The organism is Selenomonas sp. oral taxon 137 str. F0430, from assembly GCF_000183625.1.
GTDB lineage: Bacteria > Bacillota > Negativicutes > Selenomonadales > Selenomonadaceae > Centipeda > Centipeda artemidis.
In genome coordinates, this window is record NZ_AENV01000008.1 from 369,075 (window position 1) to 390,467 (window position 21,393).

Annotated in this window: 16 protein-coding genes and 2 rRNA genes; 1 reads left to right on the forward strand and 17 read right to left on the reverse strand. The window is 56.3% G+C overall.

The window, feature by feature from the left end; all coding sequences use genetic code 11:
• Window positions 1-200 precede the first annotated feature (200 nt).
• The 5 genes from HMPREF9162_RS07065 to motA form a co-directional block, all read right to left on the reverse strand.
• Complete coding sequence (locus HMPREF9162_RS07065) at window positions 201-1,226, reverse strand: branched-chain amino acid aminotransferase (RefSeq protein ID WP_009438783.1); 1,026 nt, start codon at window positions 1,224-1,226, stop codon at window positions 201-203.
• An 82-nt stretch (window positions 1,227-1,308) separates the two neighbouring features.
• Entirely contained in the window at window positions 1,309-2,856 is a 1,548-nt protein-coding gene (locus tag HMPREF9162_RS07070) for an NAD(P)H-hydrate dehydratase (protein WP_009438892.1), read from the reverse strand.
• Window positions 2,853-3,230 carry a holo-ACP synthase gene (acpS, locus tag HMPREF9162_RS07075; RefSeq protein WP_009438624.1) on the reverse strand — a complete coding sequence of 126 codons (378 nt, stop codon included), beginning with the start codon at window positions 3,228-3,230 and terminating at the stop codon, window positions 2,853-2,855. The genes HMPREF9162_RS07070 and acpS overlap by 4 nt, the downstream gene beginning before the upstream one ends.
• Before the next feature lie 93 nt (window positions 3,231-3,323).
• Window positions 3,324-4,256, reverse strand: coding sequence for a flagellar motor protein MotB (locus HMPREF9162_RS07080; protein WP_009438739.1), 933 nt, complete (start codon window positions 4,254-4,256; stop codon window positions 3,324-3,326).
• Window position 4,257: 1 nt separating this feature from the next.
• On the reverse strand, window positions 4,258-5,049 hold the full coding sequence (gene motA / locus HMPREF9162_RS07085; protein WP_026762147.1) for a flagellar motor stator protein MotA: 792 nt from the start codon (window positions 5,047-5,049) through the stop codon (window positions 4,258-4,260).
• A gap of 242 nt (window positions 5,050-5,291) precedes the next feature.
• On the opposite strand from motA, the gene HMPREF9162_RS07090 reads away from it, so the two are divergent.
• The gene (locus HMPREF9162_RS07090) at window positions 5,292-6,188 is read left to right on the forward strand and encodes a LysR family transcriptional regulator (protein ID WP_009349274.1); all 897 of its coding nucleotides are present in this window, start codon (window positions 5,292-5,294) and stop codon (window positions 6,186-6,188) included.
• Window positions 6,189-6,265: 77 nt separating this feature from the next.
• On the opposite strand, the gene HMPREF9162_RS07095 is transcribed toward HMPREF9162_RS07090, so the two are convergent.
• From HMPREF9162_RS07095 to HMPREF9162_RS07145, 12 genes are all read right to left on the reverse strand, one after another.
• Window positions 6,266-6,457 (reverse strand): hypothetical protein, encoded by a 192-nt coding sequence (locus HMPREF9162_RS07095; protein ID WP_009349275.1) that lies wholly within the window; start codon window positions 6,455-6,457, stop codon window positions 6,266-6,268.
• Entirely contained in the window at window positions 6,457-6,801 is a 345-nt protein-coding gene (locus HMPREF9162_RS07100) for a type II toxin-antitoxin system RelE/ParE family toxin (protein ID WP_009438889.1), read from the reverse strand. Before HMPREF9162_RS07100 ends, HMPREF9162_RS07095 begins: the two co-directional genes overlap by 1 nt.
• A gap of 101 nt (window positions 6,802-6,902) precedes the next feature.
• The gene (locus HMPREF9162_RS07105; protein WP_037350358.1) at window positions 6,903-8,246 is read right to left on the reverse strand and encodes an anaerobic C4-dicarboxylate transporter; all 1,344 of its coding nucleotides are present in this window, start codon (window positions 8,244-8,246) and stop codon (window positions 6,903-6,905) included.
• A gap of 269 nt (window positions 8,247-8,515) precedes the next feature.
• The gene (locus HMPREF9162_RS07110; protein WP_009438839.1) at window positions 8,516-10,546 is read right to left on the reverse strand and encodes a flagellar hook-basal body complex protein; all 2,031 of its coding nucleotides are present in this window, start codon (window positions 10,544-10,546) and stop codon (window positions 8,516-8,518) included.
• Window positions 10,547-10,718: 172 nt separating this feature from the next.
• Window positions 10,719-11,096 carry a TIGR02530 family flagellar biosynthesis protein gene (locus HMPREF9162_RS07115; protein ID WP_009438883.1) on the reverse strand — a complete coding sequence of 126 codons (378 nt, stop codon included), beginning with the start codon at window positions 11,094-11,096 and terminating at the stop codon, window positions 10,719-10,721.
• Between the two features lie 261 nt (window positions 11,097-11,357).
• Window positions 11,358-12,764: a thioether cross-link-forming SCIFF peptide maturase gene (gene scfB, locus HMPREF9162_RS07120; RefSeq protein ID WP_009438904.1), complete on the reverse strand. Its 1,407-nt coding sequence runs from the start codon at window positions 12,762-12,764 to the stop codon at window positions 11,358-11,360.
• A 174-nt stretch (window positions 12,765-12,938) separates the two neighbouring features.
• Window positions 12,939-13,076 (reverse strand): six-cysteine ranthipeptide SCIFF, encoded by a 138-nt coding sequence (gene scfA / locus HMPREF9162_RS11980; RefSeq protein ID WP_006691237.1) that lies wholly within the window; start codon window positions 13,074-13,076, stop codon window positions 12,939-12,941.
• A 73-nt stretch (window positions 13,077-13,149) separates the two neighbouring features.
• Window positions 13,150-14,427 (reverse strand): UDP-N-acetylglucosamine 1-carboxyvinyltransferase, encoded by a 1,278-nt coding sequence (gene murA / locus HMPREF9162_RS07125; protein WP_009349282.1) that lies wholly within the window; start codon window positions 14,425-14,427, stop codon window positions 13,150-13,152.
• Between the two features lie 22 nt (window positions 14,428-14,449).
• On the reverse strand, window positions 14,450-16,456 hold the full coding sequence (locus HMPREF9162_RS07130; RefSeq protein ID WP_037350362.1) for a SpoIVB peptidase S55 domain-containing protein: 2,007 nt from the start codon (window positions 16,454-16,456) through the stop codon (window positions 14,450-14,452).
• 116 nt (window positions 16,457-16,572) lie between these two features.
• Entirely contained in the window at window positions 16,573-17,913 is a 1,341-nt protein-coding gene (locus tag HMPREF9162_RS07135; protein ID WP_009438918.1) for an MFS transporter, read from the reverse strand.
• Between the two features lie 205 nt (window positions 17,914-18,118).
• Window positions 18,119-18,235: ribosomal RNA gene (gene rrf / locus HMPREF9162_RS07140) — 5S ribosomal RNA — on the reverse strand.
• A gap of 78 nt (window positions 18,236-18,313) precedes the next feature.
• Window positions 18,314-21,393, reverse strand: a 23S ribosomal RNA gene (locus tag HMPREF9162_RS07145); the annotation flags it as partial.

A 21,393-nucleotide genomic window follows, 5' to 3' on the forward strand; every position in this document is an offset into this window, starting at 1 on the left:
ACTTCCCTCTCCGTCTCTCCCGTTTCCGTGCGCCCCCGCCTTCCCTACGAATCTGCGCACACAAATCCGAACCGATGCTATATTTAAGAAATTCTCTGAGACCGCCCAAAATCCTTTTTGTCTTTCTTTTCTTTTCAAAAAAATTTGGGACTGCCGCCCCTGCCCAATATGTTTGGGCACAATGGCGGCAATCCCGTTGCTTAACAAATTTTACGGATCCATCCCTCGGGCGCAGGCACGGTGCCGAGCTGGATACCGCGCAGCGTATCGTACAGCTTTTGCAGCACCGGTCCCATATGATCGGAACTGTCCGGGAACACGATCACGCGGTCGCCGTGCGTCACTGAGCCGACGGGAGAGATGACCGCCGCCGTCCCGCAGAGTCCGCACTCGGAAAAAGACGCGAGTTCTTCGAACGGCACGGGACGATGCTCCACCTTCATCCCGAGGATATGCTCGGCGATATGGACGAGAGAGCGGCGCGTGATCGACGGCAGAATGGAATCTGATTTCGGCGTCACGATCGTTCCGTCTCCCGTGACGAAGAGGAAATTCGCACCGCCGGTCTCCTCGACATAGGTGCGCGTCGCCGCATCAAGGAACATATTCTCGTCGAATCCCGCCGCATGTGCTGTCATATAGGCATGGAGACTCATCGCGTAGTTCAGCCCCGCCTTGATGTGCCCCGTCCCGTGCGGTGCCGCACGGTCGAACGCGCTCACGCAGAGCCGTACGGACTTTACCCCGCCCTTAAAATAAGCCCCCACGGGCGTGCCGAAGAGCCGAAACTCATACGCATCCGCCGGCTTTACCCCGATCACCTCGCCCGATGCGAACATGAAGGGACGCAGGTAAAGCGATGCATCCGAGCCGTACGGCGGCACATAGTCGCGGTTCGCCTTGACCACCGCGTCGACCGCCGCGAGGAAGCGCTCTTTTGGAAAGGACGGCATCTCAAGATATGCCGCCGAATCGTACATACGCGCCGCGTTGAGATCCGGGCGAAACGCAACGATGTGTCCGTCAACGGTCTCATACGCCTTCAACCCTTCGAAAACCTCCTGACAGTATTGCAGAATGCCCGCACATTCGCTGATCGCAACCGTCGCCTCGGAGGAAAGACCTCCCTCATCCCATTTTCCGTCCGCATAATGCGCCACATAGCGCTGCGGCAGAGCGCGGTAGGAAAACTCGAGATGCTCCCAGTCAATATCCGCCTTTGCCATAAATAGACGCCTCTTTCCTAATGGAGAGGGCACGAGAACGCCCTTCCGTTCAAAATGTATTCCTTATCATAGTACCGCGCGTTTATCTTGTCAACTCCTTGCGTGCTTTCGGAAGCTTCATCAGAATATCGCGTGCCATCAGACCATTTCCTTTGCGCTCATAAGTAAGGTCACCTGCACGCCCGTGCAGATATACACCGACGATCGGCGTCATGCCGCTCTCCATCTGGCGCATCAGCCCCGCAATCGTCCCTGCGAGCACGTCGCCGCTCCCTGCCGTCGCCATGCCCGGGTTGCCGCAGGTCGTAAAGAATGCGTCCCCGTCCGGATAGACGACAATCGTACACTCGCTCTTCACCACAAAGACTGCCTGGCAGTCGCGCGCCGCATTCCGTGCTGTTTGCAGGAGGTTCGCACGCACCTCCTCCGCAGATTTTCCAAGGAGATGGGCGAACTCCCCGATATGCGGCGTGAGGATCGGCACCTGCGGCAGATCCCGGAGCGCCGTGAGCTGACCCGCAAATGCCCAAATTGCATCCGCATCCATCACGAGCGGAGCCTTGACGTCGGCAGCAAAGAGCCGAACGAACTCCGCCGTCTCTGCCGCACGACCAAGCCCCGGACCGATCAGCACGGCATCTGCCGGCGCCGCAAGCGAGAGAGATTTTTGCAGCGCCTCCATGCCGCCGAAGCAGCCCTTGCCCTCGTCCGGGATCGGCACAACCATGACCTCGTTCAGTTTCGCCGCAAGGATCTCATAGATCCGCTCCGGTACGGCAAGTGTCACAAGCCCTGCGCCGATGCGCAGTGCCGCCTCTGCCGCCATCGCCGCCGCGCCTGTCATACCGACCGAGCCCGCAAGGATAAGGATGCGCCCACAGTCTCCCTTATGCACATCGCGGCGGCGCACCGGCAGCAGTTTCGTCACCGTTTCCTGCGTGATGAGCGACTGACGCAGACTCTCGCCCGTGAGAAGCGCCCGCGGAATGCCGATATCGTCCACAAGCAACTCTCCGGTATTATTTGCGCCCTGCCCGATGAAATGCCCAACTTTCGGCAGTCCAAGCGCAAGCGTCCGATGTGCCTGTACCGCAAGCGAAACAATCCGCCCCGTATCCGCCTCCACGCCGCTCGGCACATCGATGGAGAGCGTCTTTTTCCCGGCCGCATTCATCTCCTCAATGAGATGGATCACAGGCTTGCGAAGTTCCCCCTGCACACCCGTGCCGAGGATGCCGTCCACAACGCCGTCTGCAAAGCGCAGCGCAACGCGCAGGCGATCCCAGTCTCGATCGCTCTCAAGCAGACGCACCTCCACGCCCATCGCCCGAACGGCATCGTGCATCGCGCGTGCCGCATCGCCAAGACGCTCCTCATTTCCGGTAAAAAACAGCTTCACGCGCGCGCCCATATTCATCAGATGCCGTGCGGCAGCAAAGGCATCGCCGCCGTTGTTGCCGCCGCCCGCAAAGACGCAGACGGACTTCCCTCGTGCGCTTCCGATGAGAGACACCGTTTCCTCCGCTGTGCGCCGTCCCGCATTCTCCATGAGAGCAAGTGCCGGGAGACCGTACTCCCCGACAACGCGTTCGTCAATCGTCCGCATATCCGATGCAAATGCGATATTCATAATGATCCCTCCAAAACACAATATGCCGTCGCATATTCTTTTTCATGACTAAGCGTGATCCATACGCGTATGACACCCATTGCCGCCGCGCGCGCTGCAAACGCACCTGTGAGCCCCGCCTGCGGCGCCCCAAGCGCATCGGGCAGGATCTCGATGTCGAGCAGCGTTCCGTCGCGCAGCCCCGTGCCGAACGCTTTCATCACCGCCTCTTTGCCTGCGAACCGTGCGGCAAAGCTTGCGGCGGCGCCGGCACCTCGCCCCCGCGCATAAGCGATTTCTCCCGCCGTATAGACGCGCGCCACAAAGCGCGGGTTCTCAATCGCCTTCGCAATGCGCGGAATATGAATGATATCGCTGCCAACACCTAGGATCATGGAATGTCCACCTCTGCCGATTCATGATACAAAAAGGAGCCATTGCCCCCGCAACAGCCCCTTTCAATCTCTCTTTGTATTTCCCCTGCACGATCAGTGCTGCAGGGGAGCCGGAACAACGCCCGGCGTCGTCTGCGTCGGACGCTGCTCCGCGCCCATCGGTGCGGTTCCCACGCTCATATTCGCCGACGGTTCTCCTGCCGCCGATTTTGGCATGGACGTTGACGGCGCATTTGCATTTGACACGACCTTGCCGTCTGAGGATGTACTCGAATCCTCTTGGCTAAAGCGCATACTGCGTGCAATGAACACCTCGACGCGGCGATTCTGCGCACGCCCCTCCTCCGTATCGTTGCTCGCGATCGGACGATACTCGCTGTAGCCGAGCGCGCTGAACCGCGCCGGATTCAGCGAGGGCTGCGCCCCCATCAGACCGCGCATGAGACTCACCGCACGCGCGGAACTCAGCTCCCAGTTCGACGGGAACTGAGACGTTGCGATCGGCACATTATCCGTATGCCCGGAGATCGTCACGCGCTCCGGCAGCGAGGTAAGGAGCGCCGCGATCACGGGTACAATCTGCTCCGCCTGCCCTTGGAGAGCCGCGGAACCGGAGTCGAACAGCGCTTTCTCCTTCAGGCGGATCATCAAACCGTCCTCGGAGAGCTCCGTGCTCACCTGATCCTGCAAATCGTGTTCCTTGATGTATTGTTCGAGCTTCTCCTGCGCCTCCGAAAGGTTCTCATTCTCCTTCATATAGGCGCCGTTACCGTTGTCATTGCCGCTGATCGACGGCGCAGTCTGCGATGTCGACGGGCCCATGCCGGAGAAGAACGACGGCCCGCCCATGTTGAACGCCGCCGTAAACGCCTGTGCAAGCGCCTGCATCTTCGATGCGTCCGTTTGGGACATCGCAAAGAGTGCGATAAAGAGCGCCAAGAGCAGCGTCATCAGATCGGAATAGGGCAGCAGCCAAGCCTCGCCCACTTCCTCCTCATGCGGCTTCGCATGTTTTTTACGCGCCATATCAGCCCTCTCCCTTCAGCGCCTCACGCTCCGTCTGCGGGATAAAGACCATGAGCTTTGCCTCAATCGCCGTCGGCGAATCGCCGGCTTGGAGCGAGAGAATGCCCTCAATGATCATGCGTTTTTGACTGACTTCCTGTTCGGACATGATCTTGAGCTTGTTTGCAAACGGCATCCACAGAACGTATCCCGTGAAGATACCGAGAATCGTCGCGACGAACGCCGCGGCAATGGAGTGACCGAGCTTATCAATATCGTTGAGGTTTCCGAGTGCCGCGATCAGGCCGACAACGGCGCCGAGAACGCCCAGTGTCGGCGCATAGGTGCCTGCCTGCGTGAACATCGAGCGCCCTTCGGCATGACGTTCCTGCATGATGGCAAGCTCCGCATCGAGCACATCACCGACGAAGTCGGGATCCATACCGTCGATGACCATCCCGAGCCCTGTACGGAAGAAAGGATCCTCTATCTCCTGCGCCTTGCTCTCAAGTGCGAGGATGCCCTCGCGGCGCGCAATCTGCGACAGCTCGATGAACTGCTGCACCAGCTGTCCCTTTTCCTGGAGCTGCGGCACCTGGCACGTCTTCTTAATCAGATTGACAAAGTTCCCCAGCTGTTCCATGCGGAACCCGATAAAGAGACACGAGAACGTGCCGCCGATAATGATAAGGAACGCCGCCGGGTTGTTCAGTGCCGAAAGCGGCGCTCCTTTTAGGATCATACCAACAAAGATCGAGATGATACCCATGATGATCCCGATGACCGTTGATTTTTCCAACGCAAAAGCCCCCAATCCATTTCTCTCGGTCGCCGGACGCGCATTCTCACGGCTGCCCCATACAGCAAAAAGGAGACACACGTCCACATCTTCCTATATTATTCCATAAACCCCGCGAAAATCCTACCTGTTTTTTAAAAAAACTCTCAAAAATTCCCGAAAATTTTTCAATAAATTTACATTATAGAACCATATATTCATTGAAAGTATGGTATAATAGAAGCCATATAAAAAATAATTATTAGGAGGATGGTCTTATGGAACTACGGCAGTTGGAGTATTTCCAAATGGCAAGCCGCTTGAAAAACATCACGCGTGCCGCCGAACGCCTTCGCGTTTCTCAGCCGAACATCACCGTTGCCATCAAGAAACTGGAAAGCGAGCTTGGCATCCAACTCTTTGATCGGAGTCAGAAACAGCTCTCCCTCACCCCCGAAGGTGCTGTCTTCCTCGGGCGCGTCGAAGTCGCGCTCCGCAGCATCCAAGACGCTGTGCTTGAAGTCAACGACTACAAGCAGCTGCAAAAGGGGACGATCAAGATCGGCATCCCGCCGATGATGGGCGCCTATCTCTTCCCGAAGATTTTTTCGAGTTTCCAGCGCCGCTATTCCCATCTGGACGTCTACCTCCACGAGGAAGGCTCCGTTGCCATCCGCGAACAGCTCGAGCGCGATGAGCTGGACTTTGGCATCATCATCATCCCCGAAGCCGCGCCCAATCTGCGGCTCCTGCCTATGGCACGCAGTCAGATTGTATGCTGCGTACAGGAGGACAGCCCGCTCGCCGCGCGCAAGGCGATCACGATGCAGGACATCGAGGACAGCAGCCTCATCATGCTCAAGGAAGGCTCCTTCCTCCGGCAGATCATGCTGCAAAAGATGAAAACAGCGGACATCACGCCGAATATCGTCCTCGAGTCCAATCAGGTCGTCACCATCATGGGACTCGTCGCGAGCGGCGTCGGCATCGCATTCCTGCTCGACATGGTCGTCCGCGATGTCCCCGGGATCCGCGCGATCCCGCTCGCAACACCAACACACGTCGATGTCGGTCTCGCATGGAAACGCGACCGCTACATCTCGCGTGCGGCGCAGTCCTTCATCGATTTCAGCAAGGACATTCTCAGCCGCAGCGCTGAGCATAGTATACTCTGAATCGGCACAACATACAATATGCATATCAAAACTCCCGAAGCGCCGACGCCTCGGGAGTTTTTTACATATTTATGACATCAGAGACAAGCTGCCGGCGCGGCACTTGTTTTTGCAGTGGGAGGCACGGATGTCCCCTGCACAGCGTCTGCCGCCCGCTGACGGGCAAGCTCTTCCCGGTACCAATCCTCAAGAGCATCGTATTCTCTCTTCACTTTAGGATTTTTCAAAAGCTCTTCACGAAATTCCATCCAGTCGACACCGGCTTGCATTATAGTTGCCCCCTTTTTAAATATTCGGCACGATACCATTTTGCCCGTTCAATTTCATATCGAGGTGTCTTCATTGTTTTCTTGATGAACCCGTTGGTCAGTACTGCCATATTGCCAATCACAAAGAAATACAAAATGCGCGTTGCATTGCCTGCGAGTGAAATACGACGTTCGAAAATCCCTTCGTCTAGTTCTTTCGATATCGGCACACGGAGCTGACTTCCTCGTTGTTCTAACATATCGATCGCACGGATTACTTTTGCCTGCATTTTATCGTCGAGTGAAGCGATGAACTCTTGCACAGGACTTGTGCCGTCACTTTTCCGATACATCACAATACGCACAGAATCACCTCACAGCTCTTCCGGTTACAGTATAACATATGGGCATAAAAAAACCACCGCAGAGACATAACCTCTGCGGAAGTTTTCATTCATAAAAGAGTTCAGAACAGCAGATGCGCGACGACATACCCGACGCAGCAGCCCGAGCTGACACCGATGAGTCCCGGGATCATGAACGAGTGGTTCAATATATACTTGCCGATGCGCGTTGTCCCCGAGCGGTCAAACCCGATGCACGCAAGGTCGGATGGATACGTCGGCAGGAAGAAGTAGCCGTAACACGCCGACACAAACGACAGAATCATCACGGGATCCATCCCCACGTTGATCGCCATCGGCACCACGATCGCGATTGCCGCGCCCTGCGAATTCACGAGCTTCGACGTGAGGAAGGCGAGCACCGCATATGCCCACGGATAGGTCTGCACCGCGGTGCCGAGGAACTGCTTGAGGAACGCGATATGGTTCATAAAGTAGGTATCCGCCATCCACGCGACGCCGTAGACGGAGACGAGCGCGACAACGCCCGAGCGGAACACCTGCGAATTGCCGACATCCTTTGCCTTCATTTTGCAGGTAATGAGGATCACAGCGCCCACGAGCAGCATGACCATCTGAATGACCACAACCATCGAGATGGGCTTCGGCGCCGCTCCCTCCTTTGCCGCAAATTTCGGCAGGAGTTCGGGGAAGTTGCCGAGCACGGCAATCGCGATGATGCCGGCGAAGAAGATGTACATCGCACGGTAGTATTCCTTCGGCAGCTCCTTATCGAGCAGTGTCTCGGAATCACCGTAGACATACTGCTTGTTCTCCGGGTCGCGGATGAACTCCTGGAAGCGCTCGTCGTCCTCAAGATCCTTGCCGCGGCGATAGCTCCACAGCGCCGCAAAAAGGACGCCGGAGAACGTTGCCGGAATCGACACGGAGAGCACTTGGAACACCGTGAACTCATGCCCCGACGCAGAGAGGAACGCGACGAGCGATACGACTGCGACCGATACCGGCGATGCGCAGATCGCCATCTGCGAAGCAACGGATGCCACCGCCATCGGGCGCTCCGGACGGATGCCCTGCTTGATGGCAATATCGTAGATGATCGGGAACATCGTATAGACGACATGTCCCGTGCCGCAAAGCACCGTGAGGAACCACGTTGTCAGCGGCGCAAGGATCGTGACATGCTTCGGATTGTTCCGGAGGAACTTCTCCGCATACTTCAGCATGACAGTGAGACCGCCCGACGTCTGCAGGAAGCCCGCGCAGGTCACGACCGCAAGGATGATCAGCATGACGTCGACCGGCGGCTTGCCCGGCTGATAGCCGAACCCGAACGTGTAGATCACAAGACCGATTCCGCTGATCACCGCAAGTCCAAGTCCGCCGTGCCGTACGCCGACAATGAGGCAGACGAGGAGGACAATAAAGCCTAACAACATGTCCATGAATATAATTCCTCCATTCTTAGAAAGCACCATTCCGGCGGCACTTTCCACACAAGCCCCTCATCATATACAGTTCTCATAACGACTTTATTATACATCATATTATTTTATAGGTAAAGCATTGCGCGTATAAATAAAAGTTATATTTGCTATCAATAAAGTTTCTATGTTTGTGTGCCGTTAAGTTCCACCGCCGCAGCAAGTGCAAAAGAGTAAAAAAGCAAGCCTGCCGCATATGCGATAGGCTCGCTTGTAGATCCTATAAAATTTTACCGCTTCATATTGATGAGGGTTTCAAGCATCTCGTCTGAGACGGTGATGATCTTCGAGTTCGACTGGAAACCGCGCTGTGTGATGATCATGTCGGAGAACTGATCGGCAATGTCGACGTTCGACATCTCGAGTGCCGAGGTCGTCAGCTCCGAACCGATGTCCGCCGCGCCGCTGATCGTACGCGTACCGGAGTTGTTCGACTCCTGATAGAGGTTGCCGCCCATCTTCGTAAGCCCCGACGGGTTGTTGAACTGCGCCATCGCGATCTGCGCCTCTTTCTGTCGTACACCGTTCGTGTAGGTGCCCGTGATCACGCCCGCACTGTCGATCTCAACCTTCGAGAGTGTCCCTGCCGCATTGCCGTCCGTCGTCCCGGCGGCAGTGCTTGTCCCCGAATACTGCGTGAGGGCGGCGAGATTCATCGTCAACTGTTGTGCCGCGGCACCGTTCGTATAGGTCATATTGAGCGATGCCGACCCGCTTACATAGGCGCCTGTAGCGTCAAATTTCAAATCGGTTTTCGAGAGCGCAACCGTCGTCGTTGTTCCGTCTTCCTCGGTGATGTTGTAGGTATCACCGCCCGTGCCGAGGGAAAGCGTCCACGTGTTGTTCGACGACTTCGTGAAGACCACGGGAACGGAATGGCTCTTGCCAAGCGAATCGTAGACTGTAATGAGAGACGTGAACGACGGATAGAACGTATCCCCTGCGGCATAGCTCTTACCGACAAGGCCGTCGACGGAAGTGCCCGTCTTTGTATTCAGCGTCACGCTCGATACGGTCTTTCCACCGTATGTATAGGTGGACTCACGTGTAATTGCCGTAATGAGCCCGTCTGCCGCGCTGCCGGTGTGTGCGTAGGTCTGCGTCGCACTAGTGACAGCCAGTGCGCTCGTGAGCTCGGCCTTGTTGCCGTCTGCCGTCGTCACTGTAGCGCCGGTATTGCCCGTCACCTTTGAGACCTTGAGCTGACCCGTATACTTATCGCCCACTTTATAAGTAAAACTCGTCGGGTTGGGGACGACCACTTCGACGGTAGATCCCGGATTGATGTTATTGTCTGTGTCAAGTGTCAGCTTCACTGTCGGCGGCGTTCCGGCAACCGTCGTCGCCGCCGTGATCGAGCCGCTGATGTTATACATATCGCCGAAGGCATAGGTCCCCGTCGTCAGCCCTGTACGGTTCACCGTCGTCGCAGTACCAATCTTCAACGGGCTGGAGGGGTTGGTAGTATCTACGTCAAGCTGCAAATCCACGGTGCCGCCGGTCTTCGCCGTGATATTGGAGATATTGGACGAATAGAGAGCGCCGTTCGGTGCGGAACCGATCGCCTGTGCCGGTGCAGTATTCGCAATTCTAATTTTCTTCCCTTTATCGGTCGTCAGAACGTAGCTGCCGGACTCCGTCGGTGTATAGGAGCTGACCGTTCCCGTCGTTCCGTCCGCATAGCGCACAAGAGTATTCGCAACCTCATACCCCGGTGTCGTCGCATTGAGGTTCTTTGTAAAGGACGCCGTCGTCGTCGTCGTGGCCTTCATGGACTTACCCGCCGGGACTTGAATATTCGTCGTATTCGCTCCGCCGTTTGAGATCACGCCATTGTTCGCCATATAGCCCTGCACATAGAGACCCGTGCTCGGGATCGTAAGGTTGCCCTGCGCGTCGAACTCGAACGCACCGTTGCGGGTGTAGTACTTCTCATTGCCGCGCGATACAACAAAGAGCCCGTCGCCGCGCGAGATGGCGATGTCGGTGTTCTTGCCCGTCGACTGTACGGATCCGTTTGTATAGAGGAGATCGGTGCTCGCGACCGCCATGCCGAGACCGATCTGCTTCGGGTTGACGCCGCCGATCGTCCCCTGCGGTGCGGACGCACCTGAAAGGTTCTGTGAAATCATATCTGCAAACGTCACGCGGCTCGCCTTGAAGCCCGTCGTGTTGACGTTCGCGATGTTGTTGCCAATGACATCCATGCGGGTCTGATGACCCTTCAGCCCGGAAACACCCGAGAACATGGAACGCATCATAATGAATCTCTCCTTTGCGTGTGTGACAGTGCAAAGGAAGAGCCGTTATCTTGTCGTAGGGCGCAGTCCATACGATCCTGCGCGCCAAAATAGAGACATCTGTGTTCACAGTGTCTCCATGCTGACCGCACTAGTCGAGCGCGGTCAAAAGCTTCCCGTAGGTCCGGCTTTTTCAGATAATGGCTGCACTGTCAATATTCGTAAATATGCTGTCTGCCGCGGTTACGTCATCAAGCGCCGTAATCACGGTACGGTTCGTCACGGAGACGACCATTGCGGTACTGTCCTTCATGTAGATAAGAGCTTCCCTTGCGCCCTTTTCCCTCATGCGGTCAATCGTACTGCCGAGCTTCTCGAGCTCGCTGTTTGTGAGCATCACGCCGCGTCTTTGCAGCCGCTCTTCCGCGTGCTGCGAGAACCGGACGCGCCGTTTTTCCCCTTCGAGTACCTGTGCAAACGACGCCTCGCTGCCGCCTATCGCTCTTCGTCCGTGCCGGGTTCCCCTGCTTCCCTGCCCGACCGGCGCCGTCAGCTCGCCTGCAATTCTCATCGCATCACCTCCTCTTGATATGTGAGCAAACAAAATGCTCCACCGAATATATCGGATGGAGCGTTGGAAAACTTAAATTTAGGTGAAGTTTTTATTTAGGCAGCATATCACATCGCACAGGCGGAACAATGTTTGGCGCTAAGTCACGCCGCCGTAACCTGAGTGACGCGGCAGTTTGGATGCATGGCTAGGCATGAGGAGAATACGAGCGAAGTATTCGACGAATAACGACGCTAGGCGCCAAAATCCCGCGTCACGCCTTCACGCCATACTCATAGGTTCTGCTTCGGATGCCGCCCCCGCTTCTGCTTCCTCTTTCTCCAGCGCTAACACCGCCTGCACGAGAATCGCACACTCAAGGCGTTTCTTCTGAATCTCGCAGCCCACCTCATACGGGTGGCGAATATCGCCGTGGAAGAGGTCAGCGTTCGCATGGCAGCCGCCGCTGCAATAGAACCGCGCCCAGCAGTCACGGCAGAGCGGCTTATTGAGGACGTGGGAATTGCGGAAATACGTCGGGAGCTCCATGCTCTCAACGCCCGTGAATACCGAGCCGAGCCGGTAGCCCTCGCGCCCGACAAACTGATGGCAGGGGTAGAGGTCACCGTTCTCGGCGACGGCATAGTATTCGTGCCCCGCGCCGCAGCCCGCAAGGCGTTTCGCGACGCAGGGGCCGTGATTGAGATCCATGTTGAAATGGAAGAAGAAGAACCCCTTCCCCTCGCGCACGCGGTTCAGATAGGTCTCCGTCAGGCGGTCATACTCCTCGTAAATGCGCGGCAAGTCCTCCTCGGTAAAGCCGAGCGGACTGTCCTTCAGCACGACGGGCTCCATCGAGAGGATGTCAAACCCCGCCTCGTTCAGCGCGAGCACATCCTTCGTAAAGTCGAGGTTTTCGCGCGTATAGGTGCCGCGCAAATAATAGTCGTTGCCCCCGCGTGCCTCGACGAGTTTGCGGAAGTTGCGCATCACGATGTCGTACGTGCCCTGTCCGGCAGAGTCGGGGCGCATACTGTCATGCACCTCGCGCCGCCCGTCGGAGGAGAGGACGACAGAGATGTTGTTGTCGTTCAGCCACGCGATATTTTTATCCGAAAGGAGCATCCCGTTCGTTGTGAGCGTCAGCTTGAACTCCTTGCCGGATTCCTGCTCGCGTTTACGTACATACTCCGTCACTTCCTTGACCGTGCGCAGATTCATCAACGGCTCGCCGCCAAAGAAATCGATCTCACAGTGTTTGCGCGGGCCGCAGCCATTGATGATGAAATCGACCGCCGCGCGCCCGACCTCGGGCGACATGATTGCGCGGTGCCCGCCGTAGCTGCCGCCGTCGCCGAAACAATATTTGCAGCGCAGATTGCAGTCCTGCGCGACCATGAGACAGAGGGATTTCACAAGACCGCGCGACTTGAACGTCGGCGGCACGTCGATATCGGGAGCAAAGAGCGCCCCCGCCGCCATGAGCTCATGCAGCTCCCCGATCGCCTCGCGCAGCTCCGCCGCAGGATAGCGTCCCGCGAGACGTGCGGCGACCGCCTCGTCGTTCGTCCCGTCGAAGTCGTCCATGATGTCGTAGATCATCTCGTCGATGACGTGGACAGCGCCGCTGTTGACATCGACGAGGATATGCATACCGTTCTGCTTGAACTTATGCGTTCGGACTTTCATTATTTCTCCTTATACGTAACACTACAAAAGATATGCCGCCCTCTATCGGCAAAGGGCACGGCGTCGCCGTGCCGCTACCGGGGGGCGGCATAAATCGATATGATGCGATGAAAAAACAAAACTGCCGCTCTGCGATAGGCTCGCCGATGCGGCAGCTTCGTCACCCGCCGCTGATTACTTCGCGCAGGGCTGATTGCCTACTGTGCACGAAGTCTTGCAGGCGGACTGGCAGGATGCCTGACACTCGCCGCAGCCGCCCGTGTAGAGCGTGGACTGCATCGTCGGCTTGTTGACCGTCTTGATGTGTTTCATGATTCATTCCTCCTCAATCGGTCATTGTCACTTAATTTTATCGCATAAATCATATTTATGCAAGAACTTTTTATTATTCTGTCCATTCCGCTTCGCGTCTCTCAATATCCGCACCGAGCGCGACGAGTTTTGCCACGAGATCATCGTAGCCGCGATCGATATGATGGATATATCCGACGCGCGTCTCGCCCTCGGTGACGAGTCCCGCGAGCACCATCGCCGCACCTGCGCGCAGATCAGTCGCACGCACGGGAGCACCGTGCAGCGCCGCCGTGCCCTCCACGGTCGCCGTGCGGCCGTCCACGCGAATCTGTGCACCCATACGCACGAGTTCCTCGACGTGCATGAACCGGTTCTCAAAGACGGTCTCCGTCACCGTGCTTGTCCCCTCCGCGACGGCAAGCATCGCCATGAACTGCGCCTGCATATCTGTCGGGAACCCCGGGTATGGCATCGTCTTCAGATCGATCGCCCGCATAGGCTGCTCCGCCCGGACGCGGATGCCCTCGATGCTCTCCTCGATCATCGCCCCGGCCTCTTGGAGTTTTGCCACGACGGGTTTCAGATGCTCGCTGATGGCATTCTCGATGTAGACGTCGCCGCGTGTCATTGCTGCCGCTACCATGTACGTCCCCGCCTCGATACGATCGGGGATGATGGTATAGTCCGCCGCCGAAAGTCCCGGTACGCCGTCGATCTTGATACGGTTCGTCCCGGCGCCGCGGATGTGCGCCCCCATGACGTTCAGATAGTTCGCGAGGTCAACAATCTCGGGCTCCATCGCAGGATTTTCGAGAATTGTCTGCCCCTCGGCGCAGGACGCGGCCATCATGACGTTCTCCGTCGCTCCGACACTCGGGAAGTCAAAGTAAATATTCGCGCCCTTCAGCCCGTTCGGTGCACTCGCATGGATTGCGCCCTGTGTGATGTCAACCTGCGCGCCAAGTGCCTCAAAGCCCTTGAGATGCAGGTCGATGGGACGCGTGCCGATCGCACAGCCGCCGGGGAGCGATATCTCCGCACGTCCCTCACGCGCAAGCAGAGGTCCCATGATGAGGAAGGAAGCGCGCATCTTGCGCACGAGCTCATAGGGGGCTGATGTCGTACCGATGCGCGTGGCGTCGATCTTTAACCGATGCTCCGCCGCCGCATAGTCGGCAGAGACGCCAAGCGAACGTAAGACAGCGGAAATCGTATAGACGTCCTCAAGCGCAGGCACATCGTCCAGCACCGATACGCCGCGGCTGCCAAGCAGCGCCGCCGCAATGATGGGCAGAACCGCGTTCTTTGCCCCGCCGATCTTGACGCGTCCGCACAAGGGTCTCCCTCCATGAATGACCAGTTGTTCCATTCGCCGTTTTCCTCCTATGCGGCTATTCCTCTACCTTGAGACTTGCATGTATGACATTTTCGATCACATAGGGCGCAAAGAATCTCTCTTTTTTCTCACGCTTCTTCTCATCCGCGAGGAGCTTCACACCGCCCTGCGTTTGTTCTTTCTTCGCCGCGCGCGCCGATGCCTTGGCTGCTTCCTTGATACGCTTTTTCAGCTCTTTCTCGGAAGCAGGTGCGGGTGCGGCACCGGGCGCAATGATGACCTCGTTGTTCTGCCCTGTTTCCGCGAGATCGCGCAGTTTTTCTTCCGTCGTCTTGAACCGCTCTTCGTCGTCCGGAACCTCAAGCCCTGCTTGTGCAAGCAGTGCAAGCGGCGATACGGGGACAAATCCCCCGCCGCGAATATCAAGGTTCAGCGTGCCGGGTACCTGATCTTTCGGTACTTTGTAAGGGATGGAAAGTGTTTCCTCAGGTTTTCGATACGGACGGATCTTCGTTTGAAACGTCACCGTTTCCCCGGGCTTTACAGTCGTTTTATCCGGGGTAGCCGAGACCAGCAGCGCCGTCTGGCGGTCACCGGTGAGCTCGACGTCCACATCCACATCGACGATGTCGGATTCCTTCTCCGCATTCGTCACGATTGTCCCAAGCGCCTGCAGCAGCTCCGTGACTGCGATCTGCCCGACATCCGCCGTGTTGTAGTACATATTGCGCCGCTCAAACACTCCGTTTTCGTAGGCGTTCGTCCGAATCGTAAAGTGAATGCGCGCCGTGCTGCTGCCGAGCGCATCCGACACTTTGCTCATTGCGGCATAGGCGATGCTGCTGGAGAGCACAGGGAGAAAATCCTCGTCATAGGCGATCTGCGCCCCGAATGTCTCCTCTGTGCCGAGCGCATCGTCCTTCACATGAATGCGCACGGGCACCGCCGTCGGGAACGTGCCGAGAGTCCCCGCTACTCCGGTCTCGCGATCCTGGCTGATGCGCCCGATCACGCTGCCGATATTGGCAATCTTAACGCCGTTGCTCTGCCCCGCAATTGTCCCGATGACATCCGCATCCGTCATGAAATAGTTGACATTTCCCTTATGCATGAACGAGTGCCCAAAGGCAACGACCTTTTTTCCGTCGACCGCCGTAACCGTTCCCGTCGCACCGATGCTGAAATCACCGTAGACAACGGCAACGCCGATCGGCTGACCGCCCTCAAGCGTTGCATCGTAGCGCGTATGTATCTTACCGCTGTCTCCCGTCGTACCGAGAGGAATGAACGTCGTGCCGGCGGGCAGGTTCTTTTCCAAATAACGCAGCCCCGCCGCATTAAATCCACGCGTAAAGAAATACGCCTTCTCCTCCGTCTTGCCCTGTTCCGCTGTCTCGCTCTGTGCCGGCGTGTTCTCTTCAGGCGCTTCGTTTGTTCCTTCGGAGGTCTCCTCTGCAGCTTTTGTCTCGTCCGCCTTCTTACCCGTGAGCGCATCGATCATATCGCGCCACTCTGCCTCACGCTCCGCACGCGACATCTTTCCAACAGCCTTTTCGCGCGCACGCAGTTTTTCCTTTTCCTCTGCTTTCCGGCGCGCCTCAACCGCCTCGACAATATTCACCGTCTGAATCCGTGTTTGATTCTTCGTATCGGGCATATCCCAAAGAGGCGTCATGTCCTCAATCGGCGTAATGAAAAAAGTATAAGGACTGAGATCTTTCAGCCCTGCCGCAAGCGCGCCGATAAGACGACCGTCAACATAGATGGGGCTGCCGCTCATCCCTTGCAGAACGCCGCCGACATGCTCAATAAAATCGCCGCTTGTCCGCGCCATGATCATCCGCTGAGAGCCTTTACCGCTCTCCATGCGCCCGATGATCTCAATTGGAAACGTACGAATCTCGCCCGACGTATCGAGCACCGTATACGCCGTTCCGTGCATCCCCTCCGTGACCTCGGCATACGGAAGAATCGGAGGCATCGCATGGACGCTCGGCGCAGCAAAGTTCAATGAAAACGCAAAAAGAGACGCCGCAAGAAGGCGCTTCAAATTTTTTCGCAAAATGTCACCTCAAAAAAATCTGTACTGCAATAGAGTTGATTCGCTCTATTGTAGCACAGACGAAGATTTTTCGCTAGTTTTTTCATACGGCAGGATAGAGCCGGTACGCAAGATAATCAGCCCAGCGAATGCTCCAGCTCCTCAAGTGTCTGCCGCTTGCTCTCCTTGCCAAGCAGAACCACCGTAACGGAAATCAGCACAAAAACCGACGCAAACATCAAAAAGATATTCTGCAGCGGAAACGCCTGCGCGATCATGACGCCGACAAGCATCGGCGCAATCATGCCGCCGATGCGACCGAATCCGGCCGCCCAGCCGCTGCCGAGCGCACGCATCGACGTCGGATATTGCTCCGGCGTATAGGTATAAATAACGCCCCACGCGCCGAGATTGAAGAAACTCATCGCCGCGCCCCACATGAGGAGCGCCGCGACGCTGCCCGCGTTGCCGAAGAAGAAACTGCACACGCCGCTCATCAAGAGGAAAAGACCGAGCGTATAGCGGCGTCCGATGACATCGACCAGCCATGCCGCCGCATAGTAGCCGGGCAACTGCGCGAGCGTCATCACGAGAACATATTCAAACGTCTTGACAATCTCGAACCCCTGTGCATAGACGATGGACGGCAGCCACATAAAGATGCCGTAGTAGCTGAACACAATGCCGAACCACGCGCACCACAGCATGATCGTCCGCTGCCGCATCCCCTTCGCCCAGAGCGCCGGGAATCCGGGCGTCTCGACTGTCTCTGCCTGCACCGTCTGCGGCGCAAGCTGATCGAGGAAGGGTTTTTCCGGCAGCTTCAGCTGACGCTCAATCGCGCGAATGATCTCTTTTGCCTCATCCACGCGGCCTTTCGAGAGCAGATAGCGAACTGACTCCGGCATATGCAGACGCAGAACGAATACGTACAGCGCGGGCAATGTGCCAATGACAAACGCCGCCTGCCAACCGTAAACCGGAATCAGCAAATACGCGATACACGCCGCCGCGAGCCATCCAAGCGCCCAAAAACTCTCCAGCAGTACAATGAAACGACCGCGCAGATGTGCCGGCGCATATTCGCTCATGAGCGTTGCCGCGACCGGCAGCTCCCCGCCGAGCCCAAATCCGACAAGAAAGCGAAAAATAAGCAGCGATTCATAATTCCATGCGACTGCGCAAAGCCCCGTCGAAATGCTGTACAGCAAAACCGTAAGCGTGAACACCTGTTTACGGCCAATACGATCCGCAATTGTACCTGCAAGCACGGCGCCAAGCGCCATACCGATGAGTCCAATCGACCCGATCCATCCGGTCTGCGCGGGCGAAAGCGACCATTCCCGCGCGAGCACGGGCAGAACAAAGGCGATAAGCCCCGTATCCATCGCATCGAACAGCCAGCCAAGTCCCGTAACTGCGAGAAGCTTGTATTGGAAGCTGCCGAGCGGCAGATATTCCAAACGATCCAAAATCATAGAGAAGGCCTCCCTTCAAGGTCTATATAAAAACCGGCACCTAGACCGTCAAAAATAAACGCTGCCTAAGTTGACCGCTATTATAGTCCTGTGCGCTCAATATTGCAAGAGGTCGTATTTCCCTGTTTTTCAAAGGCAAATTCCAATTGAAAGAAAAACCCGCCGCCGACAAATAAAAAAGCCCGTGAGTTCTCACGAGCTTTCTTTGCGGCAACTACCTACTCTCCCGCGTCGTCTCCAACGAAGTACCCTCGGCCTGCGGACGCTTAACTGCTGTGTTCGGAATGGGAACAGGTGGAACCGTCCGGGCATCATCACCGCATACTTGAGTAAACTTTTGCTCACTCAAAACTAGACAGAAGAAACTCTTTGCAAATTAGTTGCGAAATACCAACAAAAATAAATCAAGCCCTCGACCGATTAGTACTGGTCAGCTGCATGCGTTGCCGCACTTCTACGCCCAGCCTATCTACCTCGTCTTCTGCAAGGGGTCTTACTCTCTGATTGAGATGAGATACTTCATCTCGGGACGGCTTCACGCTTAGATGCTTTCAGCGTTTATCCCTTCCGAACGCAGCTACCCGGCCGTGCCCTTGGCAGGACAACCGGTACACCGTTGGTTCGTCCACTCCGGTCCTCTCGTACTAGGAGCAGCCTCCCTCATGTATCTTGCGCCCGCGATGGATATGGACCGAACTGTCTCACGACGTTCTGAACCCAGCTCACGTACCACTTTAATGGGCGAACAGCCCAACCCTTGGGACCTGCTTCAGCCCCAGGATGTGATGAGCCGACATCGAGGTGCCAAACCTCCCCGTCGATATGGACTCTTGGGAGAGATTAGCCTGTTATCCCCAGGGTAGCTTTTATCCGTTGAGCGATGGCAATTCCACTCTCTTTCCACCGGATCACTAAGCCCTACTTTCGTACCTGCTCGACCCGTCAGTCTCGCAGTCAAGCTCCCTTCTGCCTTTATGCTCTGCGCGCGATTTCTGTCCGCGCTGAGGGAACCTTTGGACGCCTCCGTTGCTCTTTCGGAGGCGACCGCCCCAGTCAAACTGCCCGCCTGGTACTGTCCCGAACGCTGTTAACGTTTCGGTTAGATCCTTGGCATATAAAGGCCGGTATCCCAACGGTGACTCCAATACCTCTAGCGAGATATTTTCCCAGTCTCCCGGCTATCCTGTACGTTATATGCCAAAGACCAATGCCAAGCTGCAGTAAAGCTCCATGGGGTCTTTCTGTCCAGTCGCGGGTAACCTGCATCTTCACAGGTATTTCAATTTCACCGGGTCCCTCGTTGAGACAGTGCCCAAATCGTTACGCCTTTCGTGCGGGTCGGAACTTACCCGACAAGGAATTTCGCTACCTTAGGACCGTTATAGTTACGGCCGCCGTTTACAGGGGCTTCAGTTCGCTGCTTCATCCCAAAGACTAACAACTCTCCTTAACCTTCCTGCACCGGGCAGGCGTCAGCACCTATACTTCAGCTTGCGCTTTCGCAGGCACCTGTGTTTGTGGTAAACAGTCGCTTGGGCCTCTTTTCTGCCGCCGGCTGTCGCTCCATCAGTAAATAACTTCACAACCTCCGGCCATCCTTTTCCCGAAGTTACGGATGCATTTTGCCGAGTTCCTTAACGAGGGTTTTCCCGCGCACCTTAGGATTCTCTCCCCGCCTACCTGTGCGGTTTTGGTACGGGCGGATCAGTTCTCGTTAGAAGCTTTTCTTGGCAGTGTAGTGCGGCTGAATTCAGATTGACCGTAGTCTCTCCTATCTATCGGTTCTCGGCCTTATAGTACGGGGATTTGCCTCCGTACTAGCCTACCGCCTTCGACGCGCCCAACCAGTCGCGCGCTCAGCTTCCTTCCTGCGTCACTCCATCCTCAAACAAACTGACCCGGTACCGGAATTTTCACCGGTTGTCCATCGCCTATGCTTTACGCCTCGGCTTAGGTCCCGACTTACCCTGGGGCGACGAGCGTTGCCCAGGATCCCTTAGGCTTTCGGTGGACAGGGATTCTCACCTGTCGTTTCGCTACTCATACCGGCATTCTCACTTCTTACTCGTCCAGCAGTCCTTCCGGTCTGCCTTCTTCCAAGTAAGAACGCTCCCCTACCCAAAGTATTACTACTTTGCCGCGGCTTCGGTTCTGTGCTTGAGCCCCGGATATTTTCGGCGCAGGGCCTCTCGACCAGTGAGCTATTACGCACTCTTTTAATGGTGGCTGCTTCTGAGCCAACATCCTGGTTGTTTTCGAAGTCCTACATCCTTTTCCACTTAGCACAGCATTTGGGACCTTAGCCGGCGGTCTGGGCTGTTTCCCTCTTGCGTACGGGTCTTATCACTCGCACGCTGACTCCTAAGCTGCCCCATATAAGCCATTCGTAGTTTGACTGGGGTCGGTAGGCTTTACGCCCCCTTGCCCGATCAGTGCTCTACCGTCTTTATGGTTATTCGCTTAAGGCTAGCCCTAAAGCTATTTCGGGGAGAACCAGCTATCTCCACGTTCGATTGGCATTTCACCCCTATGCACACCTCATCCGAAAGTTTTTCAACACTCACCGGTTCGGTCCTCCACTCATTTTTACCTGAGCTTCAACCTGGACATGCATAGATCACTGTGGTTTCGGGTCTGATCCATACTACTTCCGCCCTCTTAAGACTCGCTTTCGCTGCGGCTCCGCGTCTCCCGCTTAACCTCGCAGTATAAATCAACTCGCCGGTTCATTCTTCAATAGGCACGCCGTCGCACATTGATTGTGCTTCGACTGTTTGTAGACATACGGTTTCAGGTCTTTTGCACTCCCCTCCCGGGGTTCTTTTCACCTTTCCCTCACGGTACTTTTCCGCTATCGGTCGTTTCGTCATGTTTAGCCTTGGATGGTGGTCCACCCTGCTTCCCTCCGGGTTCCTCGTGCCCTGTGGTACTCTGGATTCCTGCCCACTCTCTCTTCTTTCGTGTACGAGGGTCTCACTCTCTTCGCCGTACCTTCCCAGATACTTCCACTAGATGATGAAGCTTGTTGCAGGTCCGCAACCCCAAAGAACCGAAGTCCTCTGGTTTGGGCTCCTCCCGTTTCGCTCGCCGCTACTCAGGGAATCACTGTGCTCTACTCATGAACATTCTGGCGCATCTCTCGGTCTATTTCCTCCTCAGCTGTGTCATCAGCCGTCGCCGTAGCTTCCGACTACGACTCCGTCTTCTTCCTTGCTGAGAAGTAAATATCCTGTCGATCTGCATCCAGCCCATTCATGAGCAGAACACCTTTGTTTTCTTTTCCTCCGACTACTTAGATGTTTCAGTTCATCGGGTGGGTCTTCCTACCTCGAAAGTAGGATGACAGGTCATTACTCCTGCCGGGTTGCCCCATTCGGAAATCCATGGGTCAATGCTTACTTGCAGCTCGCCATGGCTTATCGCAGCTTATCGCGTCCTTCTTCGTTTCGAAACGCCTAGGCATCCGCCGTATGCCCTTCT

What these genes read in the sequence shown, in the direction of transcription:
- HMPREF9162_RS07065 (WP_009438783.1), bottom strand. Translation starts at nt 1,226, where the DNA reads ATGGCAAAGGCGGATATTGACTGGGAGCATCTCGAGTTTTCCTACCGC.
- HMPREF9162_RS07070 (WP_009438892.1), bottom strand. Translation starts at nt 2,856, where the DNA reads ATGAATATCGCATTTGCATCGGATATGCGGACGATTGACGAACGCGTT.
- acpS (WP_009438624.1), bottom strand. Translation starts at nt 3,230, where the DNA reads ATGATCCTAGGTGTTGGCAGCGATATCATTCATATTCCGCGCATTGCG.
- HMPREF9162_RS07080 (WP_009438739.1), bottom strand. Translation starts at nt 4,256, where the DNA reads ATGGCGCGTAAAAAACATGCGAAGCCGCATGAGGAGGAAGTGGGCGAG.
- HMPREF9162_RS07090 (WP_009349274.1), top strand. Translation starts at nt 5,292, where the DNA reads ATGGAACTACGGCAGTTGGAGTATTTCCAAATGGCAAGCCGCTTGAAA.
- HMPREF9162_RS07095 (WP_009349275.1), bottom strand. Translation starts at nt 6,457, where the DNA reads ATGCAAGCCGGTGTCGACTGGATGGAATTTCGTGAAGAGCTTTTGAAA.
- HMPREF9162_RS07105 (WP_037350358.1), bottom strand. Translation starts at nt 8,246, where the DNA reads ATGGACATGTTGTTAGGCTTTATTGTCCTCCTCGTCTGCCTCATTGTC.
- HMPREF9162_RS07110 (WP_009438839.1), bottom strand. Translation starts at nt 10,546, where the DNA reads ATGATGCGTTCCATGTTCTCGGGTGTTTCCGGGCTGAAGGGTCATCAG.
- HMPREF9162_RS07115 (WP_009438883.1), bottom strand. Translation starts at nt 11,096, where the DNA reads ATGAGAATTGCAGGCGAGCTGACGGCGCCGGTCGGGCAGGGAAGCAGG.
- scfB (WP_009438904.1), bottom strand. Translation starts at nt 12,764, where the DNA reads ATGAAAGTCCGAACGCATAAGTTCAAGCAGAACGGTATGCATATCCTC.
- scfA (WP_006691237.1), bottom strand. Translation starts at nt 13,076, where the DNA reads ATGAAACACATCAAGACGGTCAACAAGCCGACGATGCAGTCCACGCTC.
- murA (WP_009349282.1), bottom strand. Translation starts at nt 14,427, where the DNA reads ATGGAACAACTGGTCATTCATGGAGGGAGACCCTTGTGCGGACGCGTC.
- HMPREF9162_RS07135 (WP_009438918.1), bottom strand. Translation starts at nt 17,913, where the DNA reads ATGATTTTGGATCGTTTGGAATATCTGCCGCTCGGCAGCTTCCAATAC.